The 15869-nt window shown below is 48.4% G+C and carries 11 protein-coding genes; 2 read left to right on the forward strand and 9 right to left on the reverse strand.

Annotated elements, in window-relative coordinates:
• Window positions 1–8: 8 nt before the first annotated feature.
• From ASD40_RS02145 to ASD40_RS02185, 9 genes are all read right to left on the reverse strand, one after another.
• The gene (locus ASD40_RS02145; protein WP_057301709.1) at window positions 9–1313 is read right to left on the reverse strand and encodes an alpha-L-fucosidase; all 1305 of its coding nucleotides are present in this window, start codon (window positions 1311–1313) and stop codon (window positions 9–11) included.
• A 36-nt stretch (window positions 1314–1349) separates the two neighbouring features.
• The gene (locus ASD40_RS02150) at window positions 1350–2129 is read right to left on the reverse strand and encodes an SDR family NAD(P)-dependent oxidoreductase (protein WP_082562029.1); all 780 of its coding nucleotides are present in this window, start codon (window positions 2127–2129) and stop codon (window positions 1350–1352) included.
• Window positions 2104–4812, reverse strand: coding sequence for a glycoside hydrolase family 78 protein (locus ASD40_RS02155; protein WP_063870700.1), 2709 nt, complete (start codon window positions 4810–4812; stop codon window positions 2104–2106). Before ASD40_RS02155 ends, ASD40_RS02150 begins: the two co-directional genes overlap by 26 nt.
• A gap of 197 nt (window positions 4813–5009) precedes the next feature.
• Window positions 5010–5648, reverse strand: a complete 639-nt coding sequence (locus ASD40_RS02160; protein WP_057301711.1) for an SGNH/GDSL hydrolase family protein — start codon at window positions 5646–5648, stop codon at window positions 5010–5012.
• 91 nt (window positions 5649–5739) lie between these two features.
• Window positions 5740–6681: a dihydrodipicolinate synthase family protein gene (locus ASD40_RS02165; RefSeq protein WP_156389869.1), complete on the reverse strand. Its 942-nt coding sequence runs from the start codon at window positions 6679–6681 to the stop codon at window positions 5740–5742.
• A gap of 19 nt (window positions 6682–6700) precedes the next feature.
• Entirely contained in the window at window positions 6701–7594 is an 894-nt protein-coding gene (gene dapA / locus ASD40_RS02170) for a 4-hydroxy-tetrahydrodipicolinate synthase (protein WP_057301712.1), read from the reverse strand.
• A gap of 41 nt (window positions 7595–7635) precedes the next feature.
• Window positions 7636–8655: a 4-hydroxythreonine-4-phosphate dehydrogenase PdxA gene (pdxA, locus tag ASD40_RS02175; RefSeq protein WP_057301713.1), complete on the reverse strand. Its 1020-nt coding sequence runs from the start codon at window positions 8653–8655 to the stop codon at window positions 7636–7638.
• Window positions 8652–9956: a four-carbon acid sugar kinase family protein gene (locus ASD40_RS02180; protein WP_057301714.1), complete on the reverse strand. Its 1305-nt coding sequence runs from the start codon at window positions 9954–9956 to the stop codon at window positions 8652–8654. The genes pdxA and ASD40_RS02180 overlap by 4 nt, the downstream gene beginning before the upstream one ends.
• Window positions 9957–10272: 316 nt before the next feature.
• Window positions 10273–11481, reverse strand: a complete 1209-nt coding sequence (locus ASD40_RS02185; protein WP_057301715.1) for an iron-containing alcohol dehydrogenase — start codon at window positions 11479–11481, stop codon at window positions 10273–10275.
• A gap of 174 nt (window positions 11482–11655) precedes the next feature.
• Between ASD40_RS02185 and ASD40_RS02190 the strand changes: the two genes are divergently transcribed.
• Together ASD40_RS02190 and ASD40_RS02195 are read left to right on the forward strand one after the other, a co-directional pair.
• Window positions 11656–12663, forward strand: coding sequence for a hypothetical protein (locus ASD40_RS02190; RefSeq protein ID WP_235549140.1), 1008 nt, complete (start codon window positions 11656–11658; stop codon window positions 12661–12663).
• Window positions 12664–12700: 37 nt separating this feature from the next.
• Window positions 12701–15370: a family 78 glycoside hydrolase catalytic domain gene (locus ASD40_RS02195; protein WP_057301716.1), complete on the forward strand. Its 2670-nt coding sequence runs from the start codon at window positions 12701–12703 to the stop codon at window positions 15368–15370.
• The last annotated feature ends 499 nt before the right edge of the window (window positions 15371–15869 follow it).

Here is a 15869-nt window from a genome sequence, read left to right on the forward strand (position 1 = left end):
TTCTCACTTTATTTTAAAAACAGTTCGATGACCGGCACCGTAACATTCGGTTTCTTGACAGGAAGCGATAAGGTCACTGTATGCTCATCTCGCCCTTCTTTGTAGGCTCCGTTATCCATACCGCTTGGCACAAAGCCTTCTTTAAATCTGATTTCCGATGCGTCGTTTAGGAATTGGGCATACTCCACTTTGCCGGCGAATCCGTGAAGATGGATATTTTTGAAAGGCCAGCTGTACACATGCACGTACATGCGATTCAACTGCGGATTGTAAGTTAACCGACAATCATCGGGGCAAACGAATGTATCCGGAGCTTGTGTGCATCCGTAGATGGAACGGTTGTGTCGCTTCATCCATTCCCCCATTCCCTTCAACCGGTCTACGGCACGCTCATCGAATTCACCGCGTCCGGTTGGGCCGACATTCAGTAATAGATTGCCACCCTTACTCACGGTATCAATCATCATTTTGATCAGCAATTCGACGCTTTTCCATGACTCTTCTTCCCGGTGATAGCCCCATGAACCACTAAAGGTATGGCAAGTTTCCCATACGACGCGCTTTCCGTTTACCTGGACCCACTTGGTCGGCATATACTGTTCAGGGGTTGTGATATCGCCGCCAACCTGTAAGCGGTCGTTCAATAATATGTGCGGCTGTAAGTTGCGGATCATTTTGACTAGCTCTTCACTGCCCCAATCTTCCTTGCCTTTGCCCGCCAAACCGTTTTCTTCCGGGAACGAAAAATCATAAAATAACAGATCTACTTGACCGAAATCAGTCAGCAATTCCTTCGTTTGTCCATACAAATAGTTCCGGTAATTGGCGAAGTCCAGCGTTGTGTTCCCAGCGATATTATTAGCATCGAAACGAAGCGGATGCTTCGGATCAACCGTATAATGGGGATGATGCCAGTCTAACAGGGAATAATATAAACCAACCTTCATATCGCGTTTACGAAACGCATCTACCATAGGTCTTAGCACATCTCGCCCAGCCGGCGAATTCGTCGCTTTATAATCGGTGAGCTTGCTGTCCCATAAACAAAAGCCCTCATGGTGCTTTGTCGTCACCACGAAGTACTTCATGCCTGCGTCAGAAGCGAGCTGTGCCCAAAGATCGGGATCGTACAAATCGGGATCAAATCTTTTGAAATACTTTTGGCTGTACTGTTCCCCGCTCAATTTTTCCCGGGATTGCAGCCATTCATGCCTCGCTGCAAGTGAATATAGTCCCCAATGGATAAACATGCCGAATCGGTCATGTGTAAACCATTCACTGTCGCCTGCGGTTTTCTCAACTTCGAATGTCATAGTCTCGCTCCCTTGTTATGATTAACCGTTCGATCTTTAATCGAAGACCTGCAATACAGACCTACCTCCGTCCACAACGAGATTCGCTCCCGCAATGAATCCCGCTTCATCAGATGCAAGAAAAACGGCCGCATTCGCCACGTCCTCCGGCTTACCGAATCGCCCGACAGGGTGTGTTGCCAGCATGGCACTGCGTTTCTGTTCCCGGTTTGGATAGGACTGCATGTAGGTCTCGGCAAGCGGGGTTTCAATAAACCCCGGGCTAATGGTATTCGCACGGATTCCCTGACCACCGAAATCGACACAAATCCCTTGTGCCATCGCAAGCATGCCTGCCTTGGAAGAGTGATAAGGGAAATGATTTCGCTGTGTACGGATAACATGAGTCGAGCCGATGTTGACTATGCTGCCAACACCCTGTTCCATCATGAACGGAATGGCGTGCTTGCAGCAGTACCAAGCGCTTTTCAAATTCAAATTCATCACGTGATCCCAAGCTGCTTCGTCAGCTGTCACCACGTTCGCACTGCAAGTAACCCCGGCGTTGTTAACGAGAATATGCAGGGCGCCGAAATATGTTTTGGCAGCTTCCATCAAGGCAATTACGCTGTTTTCGGCGCGAATATCGGCATGGACAAACAAGGCATTCCCACCTGCCTCTACGATCTCTTCGACGACCCGAACTCCCGCTTCGGATATGTCATTGACGATCACGCAGGCACCCTCTTCGGCGAATCGCCGTGCAACAGCCTCTCCAATACCGGAAGCTGCACCGGTAACAACAGCTACTTTATGCTCCAATCTCATGCGCGACATTTGTCTCCGCTCCCAGACTCAATCCGACATCTGTCCATCGAGAAACGAATGTGTAACTTCCTGAACCAGCGCTGTAAATGGATTTATTGTTTTCCATTCCTACATAATGCAATCCCTCGGTTACGTGCCCATCCTCATTCAGGACGGCACCTGGCACATAGATTGTGGCGGTTGTGTTCACAGGAATTTGGACTTTCAAAACGAAGCACGACCGCTCCAATTTCCACTCTACTCGGATCCTGCCGTATACAGAATGAAATTCACCCTTGGCGAAATATAGCCCGCCCCCTGGACGCGGATGAATCACAATATGTTTATATCCCGGTCTGTCCTCGTCTGTGTTGATCCCCATAATATTTTGATACATCCACTCGCCGACTGAACCCAATGAGTAATGATTAAACGAATTCATACCCGGATTCTGGAATCCGTTTGTTTCTGTCCAGGCGTCCCACCGTTCCCAAATAGTCGTAGCTCCATGCTTGATGGAATAAAGCCAAGAAGGGAAAGTACCTTGATTGAGCAAAGTGTAAGCAAGATCTTCTCTCCCCCCTTCGGTTAAAGCAGGAAGTAAATACCCGACGCCGAGAAAACCTGTCGTCAAATGATTACCGTGCAGCTGGATATTCCCCGCCAAATGCCGAACCGCAAGTTTACGCTGCTCTTCTGTCAGCAGGTTCATCTTCAGTGCAAGCACGTATACGGTCTGCGTATCTCCTTTGATCCGTCCGGCCTCATCCACAAACGCATTCTCGAAAGCTTGTTTGATCTTTTCAAACAAATCCGCGTATTTACGTGCATCTTCTTCCTTGCCGAGTGCCTTCGCAGATTTGGACAACAGTAAGGTGCTGTAAGCGAAATAAGCAGTATCGAGCACGTCCTTTGGCGTGTCCGCATGGATGGAGAGCCAATCACCATAATTCGAGTAACCCGGTCGGATCAAGTTCACCGTGTTCGCTTGCAAATACTCCACCCATCTGACCATCGCCGGATAGCATTCCTCCAAATTCCTGTGGTCGCCATACACCTGGTAAACGGTCCAAGGAATAATAACCCCTGCATCCCCCCATCCGCCATTGTCGGGAGCATGCCAGTTAAGTTCCGCATGATTATGCTTAAACGCTTCCCAGCCGGAATCCGGCGCCACATCTGGAAAAGCTCCGGAGGGCCGTTGGGCATCGATAACATCGATCATATACTTATTGAAAAAGCGTCCGACATCCATATTAAAACTGGCTGTACGAGCAAAAATTTGAGCGTCCCCCGTCCAACCTAGCCTTTCGTCACGCTGCGGACAGTCCGTCGGCACACTGAGAAAATTGCCGCGTTGTCCCCACTCAATATTGCTTAGAAGCTTATTCAGCATGACGTTGGAAGTTTCTAACCAACCCGTTTGCGGCGTCGCCGAATGAACCACTCTACCGATGACCGTTTGCAGCGTGGGTGAATTCATCAATCCCGTAACTTCTACATACCGGAACCCGTGAAAAGTAAAGTGAGGTTCCAGACACTCCTCCCTGTCGCCTCTCAAGATGTATGTCTCCTGCTGAACGGCTTCGCGCAGATTTATGGTGTATAACGTATTGTCTTCATTCAACATTTCCGCGCAGCTAACAGTAACCTCCTGACCTTCTTGCCCGTCTTCCATTTGAAGACGAACCCATCCGACCATATTTTGCCCCATGTCAAATAGGTAAGAGCCACGGGGTGTTTTCTTCATGCTGATCGGCAGCAGTTCCTTCATAACTTGAACAGGAGGATCTACTTGTGCGGTCAAAATCCCTTCGTAACGTTCCAAAACAACAGGCGTCTCCCAAGAGTCATCATCAAAACCAGGCAGGTTCCATCCCTTCGGTTCCAGACGGGCGTCAAAGCTTTCGCCTTTTAGTAAATCCGAGTACAGGATAGGACCTGCAAACACTTTCCATGATTCATCTGTCACAATAATGTCAGAGGAACCGTCCTCATATTCGATATGCAGTTCAAGCAGTAAGTAAGGGTTATCTCCGTACCTGTTCGGACCGAACATACCCACGTGACCGGCATACCATCCGGTGCCTAGGATCGCACCTAGAGCCATACTTCCCGTACTCAGATACGCCGCTACGTCGTAGGTCTGGACCTGTACCCTAATGTTGTAATCTGTCCATCCGGGGGCAAAATAATCTCGTCCTACCCTTTCACCGTTAATATGTAGTTCGTACAAGCCCAATGCAGTTGCATAAATGAAAGCTTGGCGGACCGGCTTTTCGATTCGAAATGTTTTTCTCATATAGGGAGAAGGCAAAAGCTCCGTATTCTGAGGATTGGTTCTGCCAATCCAACGTGCTTGCCATTCGTTTTCGTTTAGAAATCCCATCGACCAGTGAGCTGACCTGCTCCACTCAGACACCATATCGCGTTTATCCCAAACCCTGACCTTCCAATAATAAACTCGCTTTGATTCTAAAGGTGCTCCTCCGTAAGAGATATGGATAGATTGGTCGGACTGAACCTTTCCACTGTCCCATAAATCACCTTTATTCTCATTCAACATCTCCGGATGAGATGCTACCAATACGTGATAGGCCGACTGGACCTGACCGTATTCTTCCGATTCCATGATCCAGCTTAAGCGGGGAACGGTTGTAACGATACCTAACGGATTTTCGATGTATTCCGTTTTTAGATCAGAAACTTTCATAGTCCTCTCCTCCTATAGACAGACTCCCTTCACCGGGATGCTTGAGTCAAGTGTATCTAAAATTCAACTTTCGTTTATAGGGCGAATTCACCTATTTTATAGGCGACGCCTTCCACCTCTCCATGAATCTCTCAAAAAAGTCATGAAAAAGACTGCATCCATGGTGAATGGCATGCAGTCTAACTAATAGATCAGGACTAATTCCTATTGGGGGTGCCCGTAACTGCCTTCAGCCAAGAAGTGGCCATCAGCATATCTCCGAGCGTGTTCATGTGTACGCCGTCAGTCGTTAAGTCCTGACCTGTTTCACAGTGTAAGAAATCGATGAATGCTTCATGCGTCGGCACAAGGATGCCACTATATTCTTCCGTCAGACGGTTAACAATGTCCACGTAAGGCTTCAGTAACTGGGTCCCTGTAGAATCAGGATACTCCTTGATTACCGTAGGTTGCATGAGAATCGCACGACAATTGGGTAATTGTTTCGTTTGATCCAGCAGGCTGCGATACACCGTTTCGAACTTGTCTGGGTACACCTGATCCGCATCCGGCGAATCCAATTGCCGCCATACATCATTGATGCCGATAGAAATCGAAACCCATTGCGGTTGGTGATCAAGTACATCTATTCTCCATCTTTTTTCCAAATCAATCACGCGGTTTCCGGATACACCTTCATTGATTATTTTCAACGACAGTTTCGGATATACCGCAGTGAGATAATCATGCAGCAGCCTTACATAACCCAAGCCCAGTTTTAAGGGGTCCTTTTTTCTTCCTTTGTCCGTTATACTGTCACCGATAAATACGATTTTGTCCTTTGCTTTAAATGGCACTGTAACGCCCCCTCGTATTTTCATTCCCTGATCGGCGGCCTTGAGGCCGTATGCTGCAGCTTCAAATTCCCCAAAGGGTCAGCTGTTCTTGTCAAGCGTTTACGTTTTGTTTTTTCATAAGCTGCTGCTTGAACAGATGATACAGTGAATCGAGCTGCTCCACCTCAAACTTTTGGTTTTCTCTGAAATTACTAGAATCTCTGGTACGGCAGTGTATCGCTAGGGGTAGGCCTATTTTTTGCAGATGATATTTCGCATTGACGGGATACATCTGCAGTTCAATCAAGGACGCCGGTCCTACAAACGCTTGTATCATTTCGGCCGTATTGCTCTCTAAATCCCAACGCTCCATCAGTTGTACATACAGCTCGGGATGAAAATTGGCCATTACGCCGCTGAAGCCGGCTGCGCCCAAACGTAACGATTCAAGCAGTGTTGCGGAATTAGCATTGAAAATTTTCAATGGACTTCCTTTTACCGCATCGAGCTTCTCGGCAATATGCTTAAGATCGCAGCTCGTGTCCTTGAGAAACCCAAACCTGCCCGTATCCGCGCACCATTTGAGCAGTTTTGGGGTCATCAGCCTTTTGTAAGGATATGGGCATTCGTAAATGCCAAAGAGCACATCCGGCACTCGATCCAGCAGCTCCATTGCACGGTTCAACCATACCTCGTCCGATTCTTCCGGCCCGGCTAGCCGGTTGCTGACCAACACGACCGCATCAACTCCCGTGTCAGCCATCCGCTGAAGCTCTTCCACCTGTTCATCGAATCCGTCTGAGATATGGCCGGAAGCGATCACCGGCACACGGCCTGAAGCTTTTTCCTTAACGAACCGCGCGATCGCTACTCTTTCCTCCAAGGATAAGTAAAACATTTCACTCGATTGGCAGACAGCGAAAAGACCGTGAACGCCTTGGGCAATATACCATTCGACTAGTTGCCCTAATGCGCCATAGTCCACTTCGTTGGAATTTGTGAACGGGGTCAGCATCGTTGGCCAAACTCCATTTGGAATGTTTACATCCTTCATCTTCAGCACCTCTTCCTGATCATTTTATGACCCCTTCGCCTATATATCGATCCATCACAATTCTCAGCTCTCCTTTAACTGATGGAGTGAGAGATTGAACCGGCAGTCGCGGTTCTCCCGCAGGCAAACCGATCATGTTCATCACTTCCTTCAGAACAGAAGGCAGGGTACCAAGCGAGAACGCACTTCGCAAAGCGCGCAGCTTTCGCTGCGACAATTCGGCTTCTTCCGGTTTACCCTGCATCCATAAATCGTAAATAGAGCTGACGACCTCTGGGAATACATTGGCTGTAGCTGCGATGGCTCCGTGTCCGCCAGCCATCAGTGTCGGCAATATGAGCGAGTCCGTCCCTGCCAATACCGCAAAATCCGGTTCGCACAGCTCTAGAACTTGCAAAATATTATCGAAGCTTCCGCTGCTGTCTTTGATTCCAACAATGTTAGGCACTTTACTTAACTCCATGACAGTCCGAGGTAAAATCACGTTTCCGGTCCTCGCCGGAATGTTATACAAAATAATAGGCAGTGCCGTCGCTTCCGCAACCGTACGGAAATGCCCGATCAGCTCCTGCTGCGTAAACGTCAAAAAATAGGGAGTGATTATCGATAACGCATCGGCTCCCATCTGTTCCAAGCGTGCAGCCAACTTGGCCGTTTCCTTTGTTCCGACGCACCCAGCGCCTACATAAACCGGAAGCCGTCCTTGCGCTTCTTCTATGACGATCTCGGCAACTCGCAGCTTTTCTTCTAATGTCAAAGAAAAGAACTCCCCATTGGTACCTAGGCAAAATAGACCGTGAACATTTGCATCGATGAACCTACGGACTAATTGTCGCAATGCGGACTCGTTGAGATTTTGAGATTCGTCAAAAGGGGTAATCATAGCGGGAATAATGCCAGCGGGCTTTAACATCGTATCTCTCCTTGTATGGATCGGGTGGTAGAATGAATCGTTTATATGTTTTGTGAAAGGTTGTCAATCCATTTGGGCGCAAGCTCAACCGCAGAGCGGATCGCTGCCAACATACTTCGTTCATCCGCTTTACCTGTACCGGCAATGTCATAGGCCGTTCCATGATCGACTGAAGTGCGGATGATACCTCCGTTCAACCCGATCGTGATATTGACACCGGCTTCAATGCCGAGCACTTTGATCGGAACATGTCCTTGATCATGATAACAAGCAACTACAATGTCAAAGTCTCCGCGAACAGCCCGATAAAATAGTGTATCCGCAGGATAAGGACCGGTAACGTCCACACCTTCTTCCGCTGCCTGCATGATGCCGGGAATCAGTTTCTGTTCTTCCTCCCCGTTCCCAAACAAGCCATTCTCCCCTGCATGCGGATTAATCCCGCAAACGGCGATACGCGGTCTAACATTTCCAGCCCTACGTAACGTTTCATGCGCCAGCTTAATCACCTTGTATGTCCGCTCTGGATCGATCATCTCGATCGCCTGAATCAATCCGACATGTGTGGTCAAATGTATGACCTTCAGCTTCGGTGCAGTGAGCATCATGGAATAGTCTTCGGTACGCGTCAATCCGGCCAATATTTCCGTATGACCCGGATAGAGGTGACCGCCTTTGTGCAAAGCCTCCTTGTTTAACGGGGCGGTACATATGGCGTCGATTTGCCGGGCCAACGCCAGCTCCACCGCTTTCTCAACGAACTTGTAAGCGGCGTGTCCCGCCTCGGCAGATACTTTACCGAACGGAAGATTCGGTGGGAGTAGATGTACATCCATGCAATCGATGCTGCCGTATTCGTAACGCCCCTCTTGCGGTCCTGACACTGTATGTATAGAAGCCGAAACTCCAACGATCTGAAGAGCCCGTTTCAACATAACGGGGTCGCCGATCACGAACGGACGACAGGTTTCGTATACCGGAGCATGATGCAGCGCTTTCACGATTATTTCTGGCCCGATGCCTGATGCATCACCCATTGTGATTCCAATTATTGGTTTCATATCCTCCCGATTCCTCCATTCAATGATTCCAACGCTCGCAGCAGCACTTGATCCGATCCAAATCCCCCCGCTTTGGTGATCGCTGGAAGCGGTTCGTCCATCATGAGCAGTCCAATCGGCACGCCACTTTCCACCTCGTCAAGCACAGTGAATTCGATCGCATGGAGAGCTGAGCAAACATGTTTTGCAGTATCGCCTCCCGTCATGACGATCCCTCCAACCCTAACTCGTCTCAGTACACGGGACACCGATTCCCCCAAAGCTTGCGATATTGCGTTGCTGACCTCTTGCGCATCCATGCCACTTCGTGTGCCAGTATCCTGAGCAAATCGTATAGCTTCCCGGTCACCTGACGAATATAACACCGTATGAAGGTTTGCGCTTAAGGTCAGCGCTGCTTCTTCCTCAGCTTTCGCCAATTCCTGCTCTCTTTCGGTTTTGCCCGATACGAGCCGGTAAGCCTCCATCTGGATGCCCCGTACTTCCGGATTACTGAGAAGGACATCCAATTGGCGACGAGACCGAGGACTGACGCTGCCGATCACGATAAGTATGGGTCCGTCCGTTTTACGACATTCCTGTGACGAGGGCTGTGTTAAAGACGAATGTTGAATAGCCAATTGTCGCGCCAAGCCGGCTGAACCGACCCAAACAGTCGAGTAAGTCGTCTCCCCGACTAAGGAAACGATACGACGCAGGTCGTCATCATCGGCCGAATCGACGAGTAAGTAGCTGATTCCCCGAGACATGCAGCTTTGCATAACCAGCTCAAACGCGCTACTTCCTCCCGCTAATATCGCGGATGGGATGACTTCAATAGGCTGCTTCGTCTGCCGATGCAATAAGTCGGGAATGTACGATTCGGTGACCGGCGTTTTCGGATCGTTTGCGAATTCGGTTTCATGCAGCGGTTTACCATGAACATACAATCTGCCTTCCCGAACCAGACGCCCTGTTTCGGGATAGGCAGGGGCGATGATGACGAAATCGGGACGAAATGTGTCGTAAACGGCGTCAATTTCGGAACCGAGATTACCTCGCATGGTGGAATCGATTTTTTTAAACACAACATCCGCGCCATAAGTTTGAGCGCACCTCGATGCCTCCGCAGCTCTTTGATATGCCGATTCAGCATCTAGGGAACGGCTGTCGGTGTCCAGTACGAGTACATCCCTCTCAGACATCGCTCCCGTCTCGGACATAAATTGCAGAAGCACTGATACTTGCAGCCCGCGTTTGGCAAACTGTACGCCTGTATCCCCCGATCCCGTAATGTCATCGGCTATGACAGCAATTTTCAATTGCGGTTTCCTCCTTAGAGTTTTGCTTTTGCTTATCTGGTGAGGGGCATTCATGCGAATATGAGTCTCTAGAGGCTGTTAATTTGCCATTTTTATCGCATTTAGTGGAAATAGGAGCCTGTAGAGGCTCTTATTCTTAAGGCTTTTCTTCATTTCGGTGAAAATCAAACAGATAAAGGTCTTTGGAGACCGCTATTTTAAGAATACGATCTAATTTCGAAGAAAATAGCAGTCCTTGGAAGCTCTTATTTACAGAATGATGGCTCATCCGCTTATCCGTTTTTCTCATTTACAAAATGCTTAACTTCCCCATATGTCATGGAAACAGTTTCCGGTAAACAGACTTCATCGATTCCAAGTCCATCGGCTTTGGATTATTATTTAAAAGCCTGGTGACCTTTGATGCAGCGATCGCCAGATCTTCCACATCCCGTTCCGTAATGCCGAATTCACGCAAATTTTGCGGGATATGCATCTCTGATGTCCACTCAAAAATCTGCTCGATCACCCGTTCAGATGAGTCCCTCCCTCCCCCTTTTTCCACCTGCAGTCCCATGGCATGGGCTACATTTCCAAGCCGCCCAGATATGGCATCCATATTATAGGCCATGACATGCGGCAGCAGCATTGAATTGGCGACTCCGTGCGAAATGTTGAACTTGCCCCCGAGCGGATAAGCGAGCGCATGTACGGCTGCTGTGCCTGCCGCACTCAGTGCCATGCCTCCGTACATCGATCCGAGCAGCATTTTCTCCCTCGCTCCGAGATCCGAGCCATTATGATAGGCATGAACCAGACTGTCTGCAATCAAGCGTATGGATTCCAAAGCAAACGTGTCGCTTATCGGGTTGGCTTTATTCGATATATACGATTCCAAGGCATGTGTAAAAGCATCCATTCCTGTTGCTGCCGTAATCGGTTGCGGCAGGCTTACCGTCAAAACAGGATCGATAATGACCAGTTTGGGCAGCAAGTGTCTGCTAATCACACCGACCTTCAACTGTTCCTCGGGAACGGTTACAATCGCATTGGGCGTCACTTCGGAACCGGTTCCCGAAGTCGTCGGCACTAGAACTGTCGGGATGCCCGGTTGCGAAACGAGATCGGTGCCGATTAAGCTCTGCACGTCCGTTGGATTAGTCAGCAAAATGGAAAATATTTTCGTAGCATCGAGAACGCTTCCTCCACCAATGCCTATTAACAAATCCATAGGTTCTGCGGATATATTAGCGAATACTGCGCGTATATTTTCAACCGTCGGTTCCGGCTTCACCTCCGTTATACAACGGCTGGATATACCCGCTTGCTTGAGCTCGACGCCGATTTGCTCGATAACCCCCAGCGCTACTATAGAAGGCTGTGTAACGATCACCGCATGCCGAAATTCGCCGAGCAACTTGATTCGCGGAATCAGTTGGGCGATGGTATTACATCCAGCGACAATGCTGCCAGCTGTCTGAAACATGTACGGATTGGATACATAATCGGCTTTCACTTTAGTCCCCCTTCCGAACGAAACTTCCATAATTCCCCCCCATCCTACGCCCGCTTACAGGCGATGTCAATGCAGCTGTAAGTTGAAGATGCAATCGCCCTATATATCGGATTCAATCCCCCCCTCAGTAGGAAGAAGTATGATAGTAATCTTAAAATAAGTTACATCTGTCACAAGTTCTAACTACAGTTGAGGAGTGTGAAAATGATGAATATTGGGCCCTATGTAACACCATATAAATTGGGTAGACCGGTGCTTGTCGGATCCGGTATCCCTGGTCATTTTGATGAACGTGCTGTTGATTGCCCCTTTGTCTTTCAACATAACGATAAGTTTTACATGATGTATGTAGGGTTTGACGGTACGGGTTATCAAACAGCCTTGGCCACAAGCAAAGACCTTTTACACTGGGATCACCTAAGTGTGATTTTACGACGAGATGAAGGTTCAGGCTGGGATTCGAAAAATATAGCAGGAACATGGATCTTGAAGGAAAATCAGATCGATGCTCCTCCAATGCTTAAGAAATGGAACAACAAATACTGGCTGCTCTATCACGCCTATCCGGAGTTCGGGTACGAAGAAGGTTCGGCAAAAATCGGAATCGCATGGACGGAAGATGAACAATTGCTGGAATGGCATAGATGCCCTGATCCGATTCTAACCCCGGAGGCAGGCGCAGATTGGGAAAAAGGCGGTTTATACAAAGAATGCCTAATTGAGCATGAAGGCACTTTCTATTTGTTTTATAATGCCAAAAACACGAATAAGGGGAAATGGATCGAACAAACGGGCGTTGCTCTCTCCACAGACCTGATTGAGTGGCAGAGATACGAGCAAAACCCCATATTACGTGTCTCTCCGGAAAGATGGGACTCTGGTTTTGTCAGCGACCCTTGTGTTTTACAGGATAAAGACCAATGGGTTATGTATTTCTTTGGCTATAATTACAAGCAAGCACAAGAAGGGATTGCGCTTTCGCAGGATCTTTTACATTGGGACAAATATCCCGATCCGATCATTCGGGTTGGAGAAGAGGGAACCATCGATTCCATTTTTGCCCATAAGCCTTCCGTCATTACGCATAATGGCGTGCTATATCACTTCTATTGCTCCTGCAGACTCTATAAGGAAGGCGATCCGACAAAAAATTACGGTAAAGAGTTCCGAACGATCAGCGTGGCCGCCTCGCAAGATATCTTTCGACAATGAATTCCAATTAGAGGATGGTTAAAAGGAGACTCAAACGATGCAACTGGACGAAATGTTTGTTGAAAGCAAAATATGCCCTATTGGGGTCGATGTCACACGTCCTGCTTTCGGCTGGAGCTTCAAATCTGGTCTTGTTCGCTCGCAAATGCAAACAGCCTACCGGATCGTGGTGTCAACCGAGGAGGACTGTGTGCAGCGCTTCATATGGGATAGCGGGAAAATGGCAAGCAGGAAAAACGTACATATTCTATATGAAGGCCCTCTGCTACAATCCCGTACTCGCTATTATTGGAGGCTTCAGTTTTGGGATCAAACCGATCAGATGACAGAAAGTCCGGTATCATGGTGGGAAATGGGACTTTTAAAAGAAAGCGATTGGGCAGCCCGCTGGATTGGTGAACCTGACGGAGAGCCGCAGGAACATGCTTCGCTTCCTTTGTTCCGATATGAATTCAACCTAGATAAATCTGTGGAAAGAGCAAGAGCTTACATATGCGGTTTGGGACAATACGAGCTTCGGTTAAACGGAAACAAGGTCAGCGATCATGTGCTTACGCCCGGATGGACTAACTTTGACAAAACTTGTCTCTACTGTGTTTACGACGTGACGGACGAAGTGAAAAAAGGAGCTAACGCGGTGGGCGTTATGCTCGGGAACGGGTTTTTCAACGTGACAGGCGGCCGTTACAGCAAATTCAAACATTCCTTTGGTACCCCGAGATGTATGATTCAGCTCGAAATCACGCATACCGATGGAACGATCGTCACGATTGCCAGTAATCAGGACTGGGAAACCTCAGCGGGACCGATCACCTTTTCATGCATATATGGAGGTGAGGACTTTGACGCGCGCCGTGTGCAAGCGGGTTGGGATTTGCCCGGTTTCACGGAACGCGAAGCCTGGGGATACGTTGCCGAAGTTGCCCCGCCTGTTGGAAAACTGAAATCACAAGCGCTTTCTCCTTTGAAAGTCATGCAGACCTTCAAACCAGTGAGCATATCGCAACCTACGCCAGGCGTGTACGTCGCCGATTTCGGGCAAAACTTTTCAGGATGGGTTGAAATATCCGTTGTTGGTCAGGAAGGTTCCAAAATCACCTTATCCCCAGCAGAACTATTGAAGGATGATGGTACGGCCAATCAAAAATGGACCGGTTCCCCCTACAGATTTTCCTACATCCTGAAAGGAAACGGAGAAGAAATCTGGTCGCCTCGGTTCAGCTATTACGGTTTTCGTTATGTACAAATCGAAGGCGCTATTCCCGCAGATTCGTTAGGGCGGCTCCCAACGGACTGTCCCGTTCTTGTCAGCATTGAGGGACAGATGATCTATCCAGATACGAGGGTTTCAGGAAGATTCGAAAGCTCAAATGTTATGCTGAACCGGACGCAGAAGATCATTAATCAAGCGATTCTTAGCAACATGAAAAGCCTATTTACGGATTGTCCCCATCGAGAAAAGCTCGGATGGTTGGAACAAGTCCATCTGATGGGTCCCGCCGTAGCATTCAATTATCAGATTGAACCCTTGTTAACGAAAACGATGGAAGACATCAGGGATGCCCAACTCCCCAGCGGGATGGTGCCGACGACGGCACCCGAATACGTCGTGTTTTCCGATAAGTGGCGCTGTTTCCGCGACTCCGTCTCGTGGGGCGGCGCGTATGTGCTGACAGGTTGGAACCTATTTCGTATGTACGGCAACACTCGGATCTTGGCCGAGCATTATGAGGGTATGAAAGCGTATATCGATTACGTGACTGAAAGCTCCGATCATTTAATCGTTAGTCAAGGGCTTGGTGATTGGTATGATGTCGGGGAAAACGGACCCGGATTTGCGCAAAACACGCCTGTCTCTCATACTGAAACAGCGATGTTTTACCATATCGTAGATATTTTCACACAAATCGCATGCTTGTTAAACAACAACCAGGACGCCGTCAACTACGCAGCTCTGCGGGAGAAGATCAAATCGGCGTTTAATGACGCATTTTTTGAACGGGAAACATCCAGTTATGCGACAGGCAGTCAAACCTCGAACGCCATGCCGCTTGTATTGGGGCTTGTCGATGAGCCGTATAAGGAAAGCGTACTATCCCAAGTGATCGAAGACATTCGTCTGCATGGTTATCATACGACAGCTGGCGATGTCGGGCATCGTTATGTGCTGCTTGCACTCGCGCTGAATGGCCGTTCGGACATCATCTACGAAATGACTCGACAAACCGATCATCCGAGCTACGGATATCAAATCGCGCACGGTGCGACGACGTTGACGGAAGCGTGGGACGGTCCGACCGTTGGCAAATCGCAAAACCATTTTATGCTCGGTCACTTGGAGGAATGGTTATACGTCGGCTTGGCTGGAATCGATTATCGATATGACCCTGCCTTTGAAAGTTATAAGGTGACAATTAAACCGGCAATACCCCCAGGATTGGAAGAAGTCAAGGCTGAGCACTGGCTGCCCGTCGGATGTTTGCGTGTAGTTTGGAAGCGAACTTCCCATCATCAGTTGATGTTAAACGTGGTCATGCCAGCGAATTGTTCGGGTATTGTCTATGTCCCGGCGATATCCATGGATACGATTACAGAAAACGGATCTATGATTGAGAAAGCAAACTGCGTCGAGATCATCGGTTATGAAGCTGGTTATGCCGTCCTTCGCGTTTCTTCGGGACAGTACTGTTTTAATAGTGAAATATAACATTTCACAGGTCCGTTCTTTTCTCGTTTGTAAGATTGAAAAACATCGTTACATAAGCGCTTCCGCTTTCCCTAGCGTCTGTAACGATGAAAAACAACCTTACAGCCTCTGTAACGATGAAAAACAACCTTACAGCCTTGCTCACTTTACAAATCTGCCTTCTTCTTCGTCTGTAAGATTGAAAAACATCGTTACATACGCTCTTCCGGTTCCCCTAGCGTCTGTAACGATGAAAAACAACCTTACAGACGCGCTCACTTCACAAATCCGCCCTTTTCTCGTCTGCAAGATTGGAAAACATCGTTACAGACGCGCTTCCGCTTTCACTAGCGTCTGTAACGATGAAAAACAACCTTACAGCCTCGCTCACTTCACAAATCTGCTCTCTTCTCGTCTGCAAGACTGAAAAACATCGTTACAGACGCGCTTCCGCTTCCCCTAGCGTCTGTAACGATGAAAAACAACCTTACAGCCTCGCTCACTTTACAAATCTGCCTTC

The sequence above is a fragment of the Paenibacillus sp. Root444D2 genome, assembly GCF_001426375.1.
In the GTDB taxonomy this organism is placed as follows: Bacteria; Bacillota; Bacilli; order Paenibacillales; family NBRC-103111; genus Paenibacillus_E.

Excerpts from the sequence above, each read along its gene's own strand:
- dapA (WP_057301712.1), bottom strand. The coding sequence starts at position 7,594 with ATGTTAAAGCCCGCTGGCATTATTCCCGCTATGATTACCCCTTTTGAC.
- ASD40_RS02150 (WP_082562029.1), bottom strand. The coding sequence starts at position 2,129 with ATGTCGCGCATGAGATTGGAGCATAAAGTAGCTGTTGTTACCGGTGCA.
- ASD40_RS02145 (WP_057301709.1), bottom strand. The coding sequence starts at position 1,313 with ATGACATTCGAAGTTGAGAAAACCGCAGGCGACAGTGAATGGTTTACA.
- pdxA (WP_057301713.1), bottom strand. The coding sequence starts at position 8,655 with ATGAAACCAATAATTGGAATCACAATGGGTGATGCATCAGGCATCGGG.
- ASD40_RS02165 (WP_156389869.1), bottom strand. The coding sequence starts at position 6,681 with ATGAAGGATGTAAACATTCCAAATGGAGTTTGGCCAACGATGCTGACC.
- ASD40_RS02155 (WP_063870700.1), bottom strand. The coding sequence starts at position 4,812 with ATGAAAGTTTCTGATCTAAAAACGGAATACATCGAAAATCCGTTAGGT.
- ASD40_RS02190 (WP_235549140.1), top strand. The coding sequence starts at position 11,656 with ATGATGAATATTGGGCCCTATGTAACACCATATAAATTGGGTAGACCG.
- ASD40_RS02195 (WP_057301716.1), top strand. The coding sequence starts at position 12,701 with ATGCAACTGGACGAAATGTTTGTTGAAAGCAAAATATGCCCTATTGGG.
- ASD40_RS02185 (WP_057301715.1), bottom strand. The coding sequence starts at position 11,481 with ATGGAAGTTTCGTTCGGAAGGGGGACTAAAGTGAAAGCCGATTATGTA.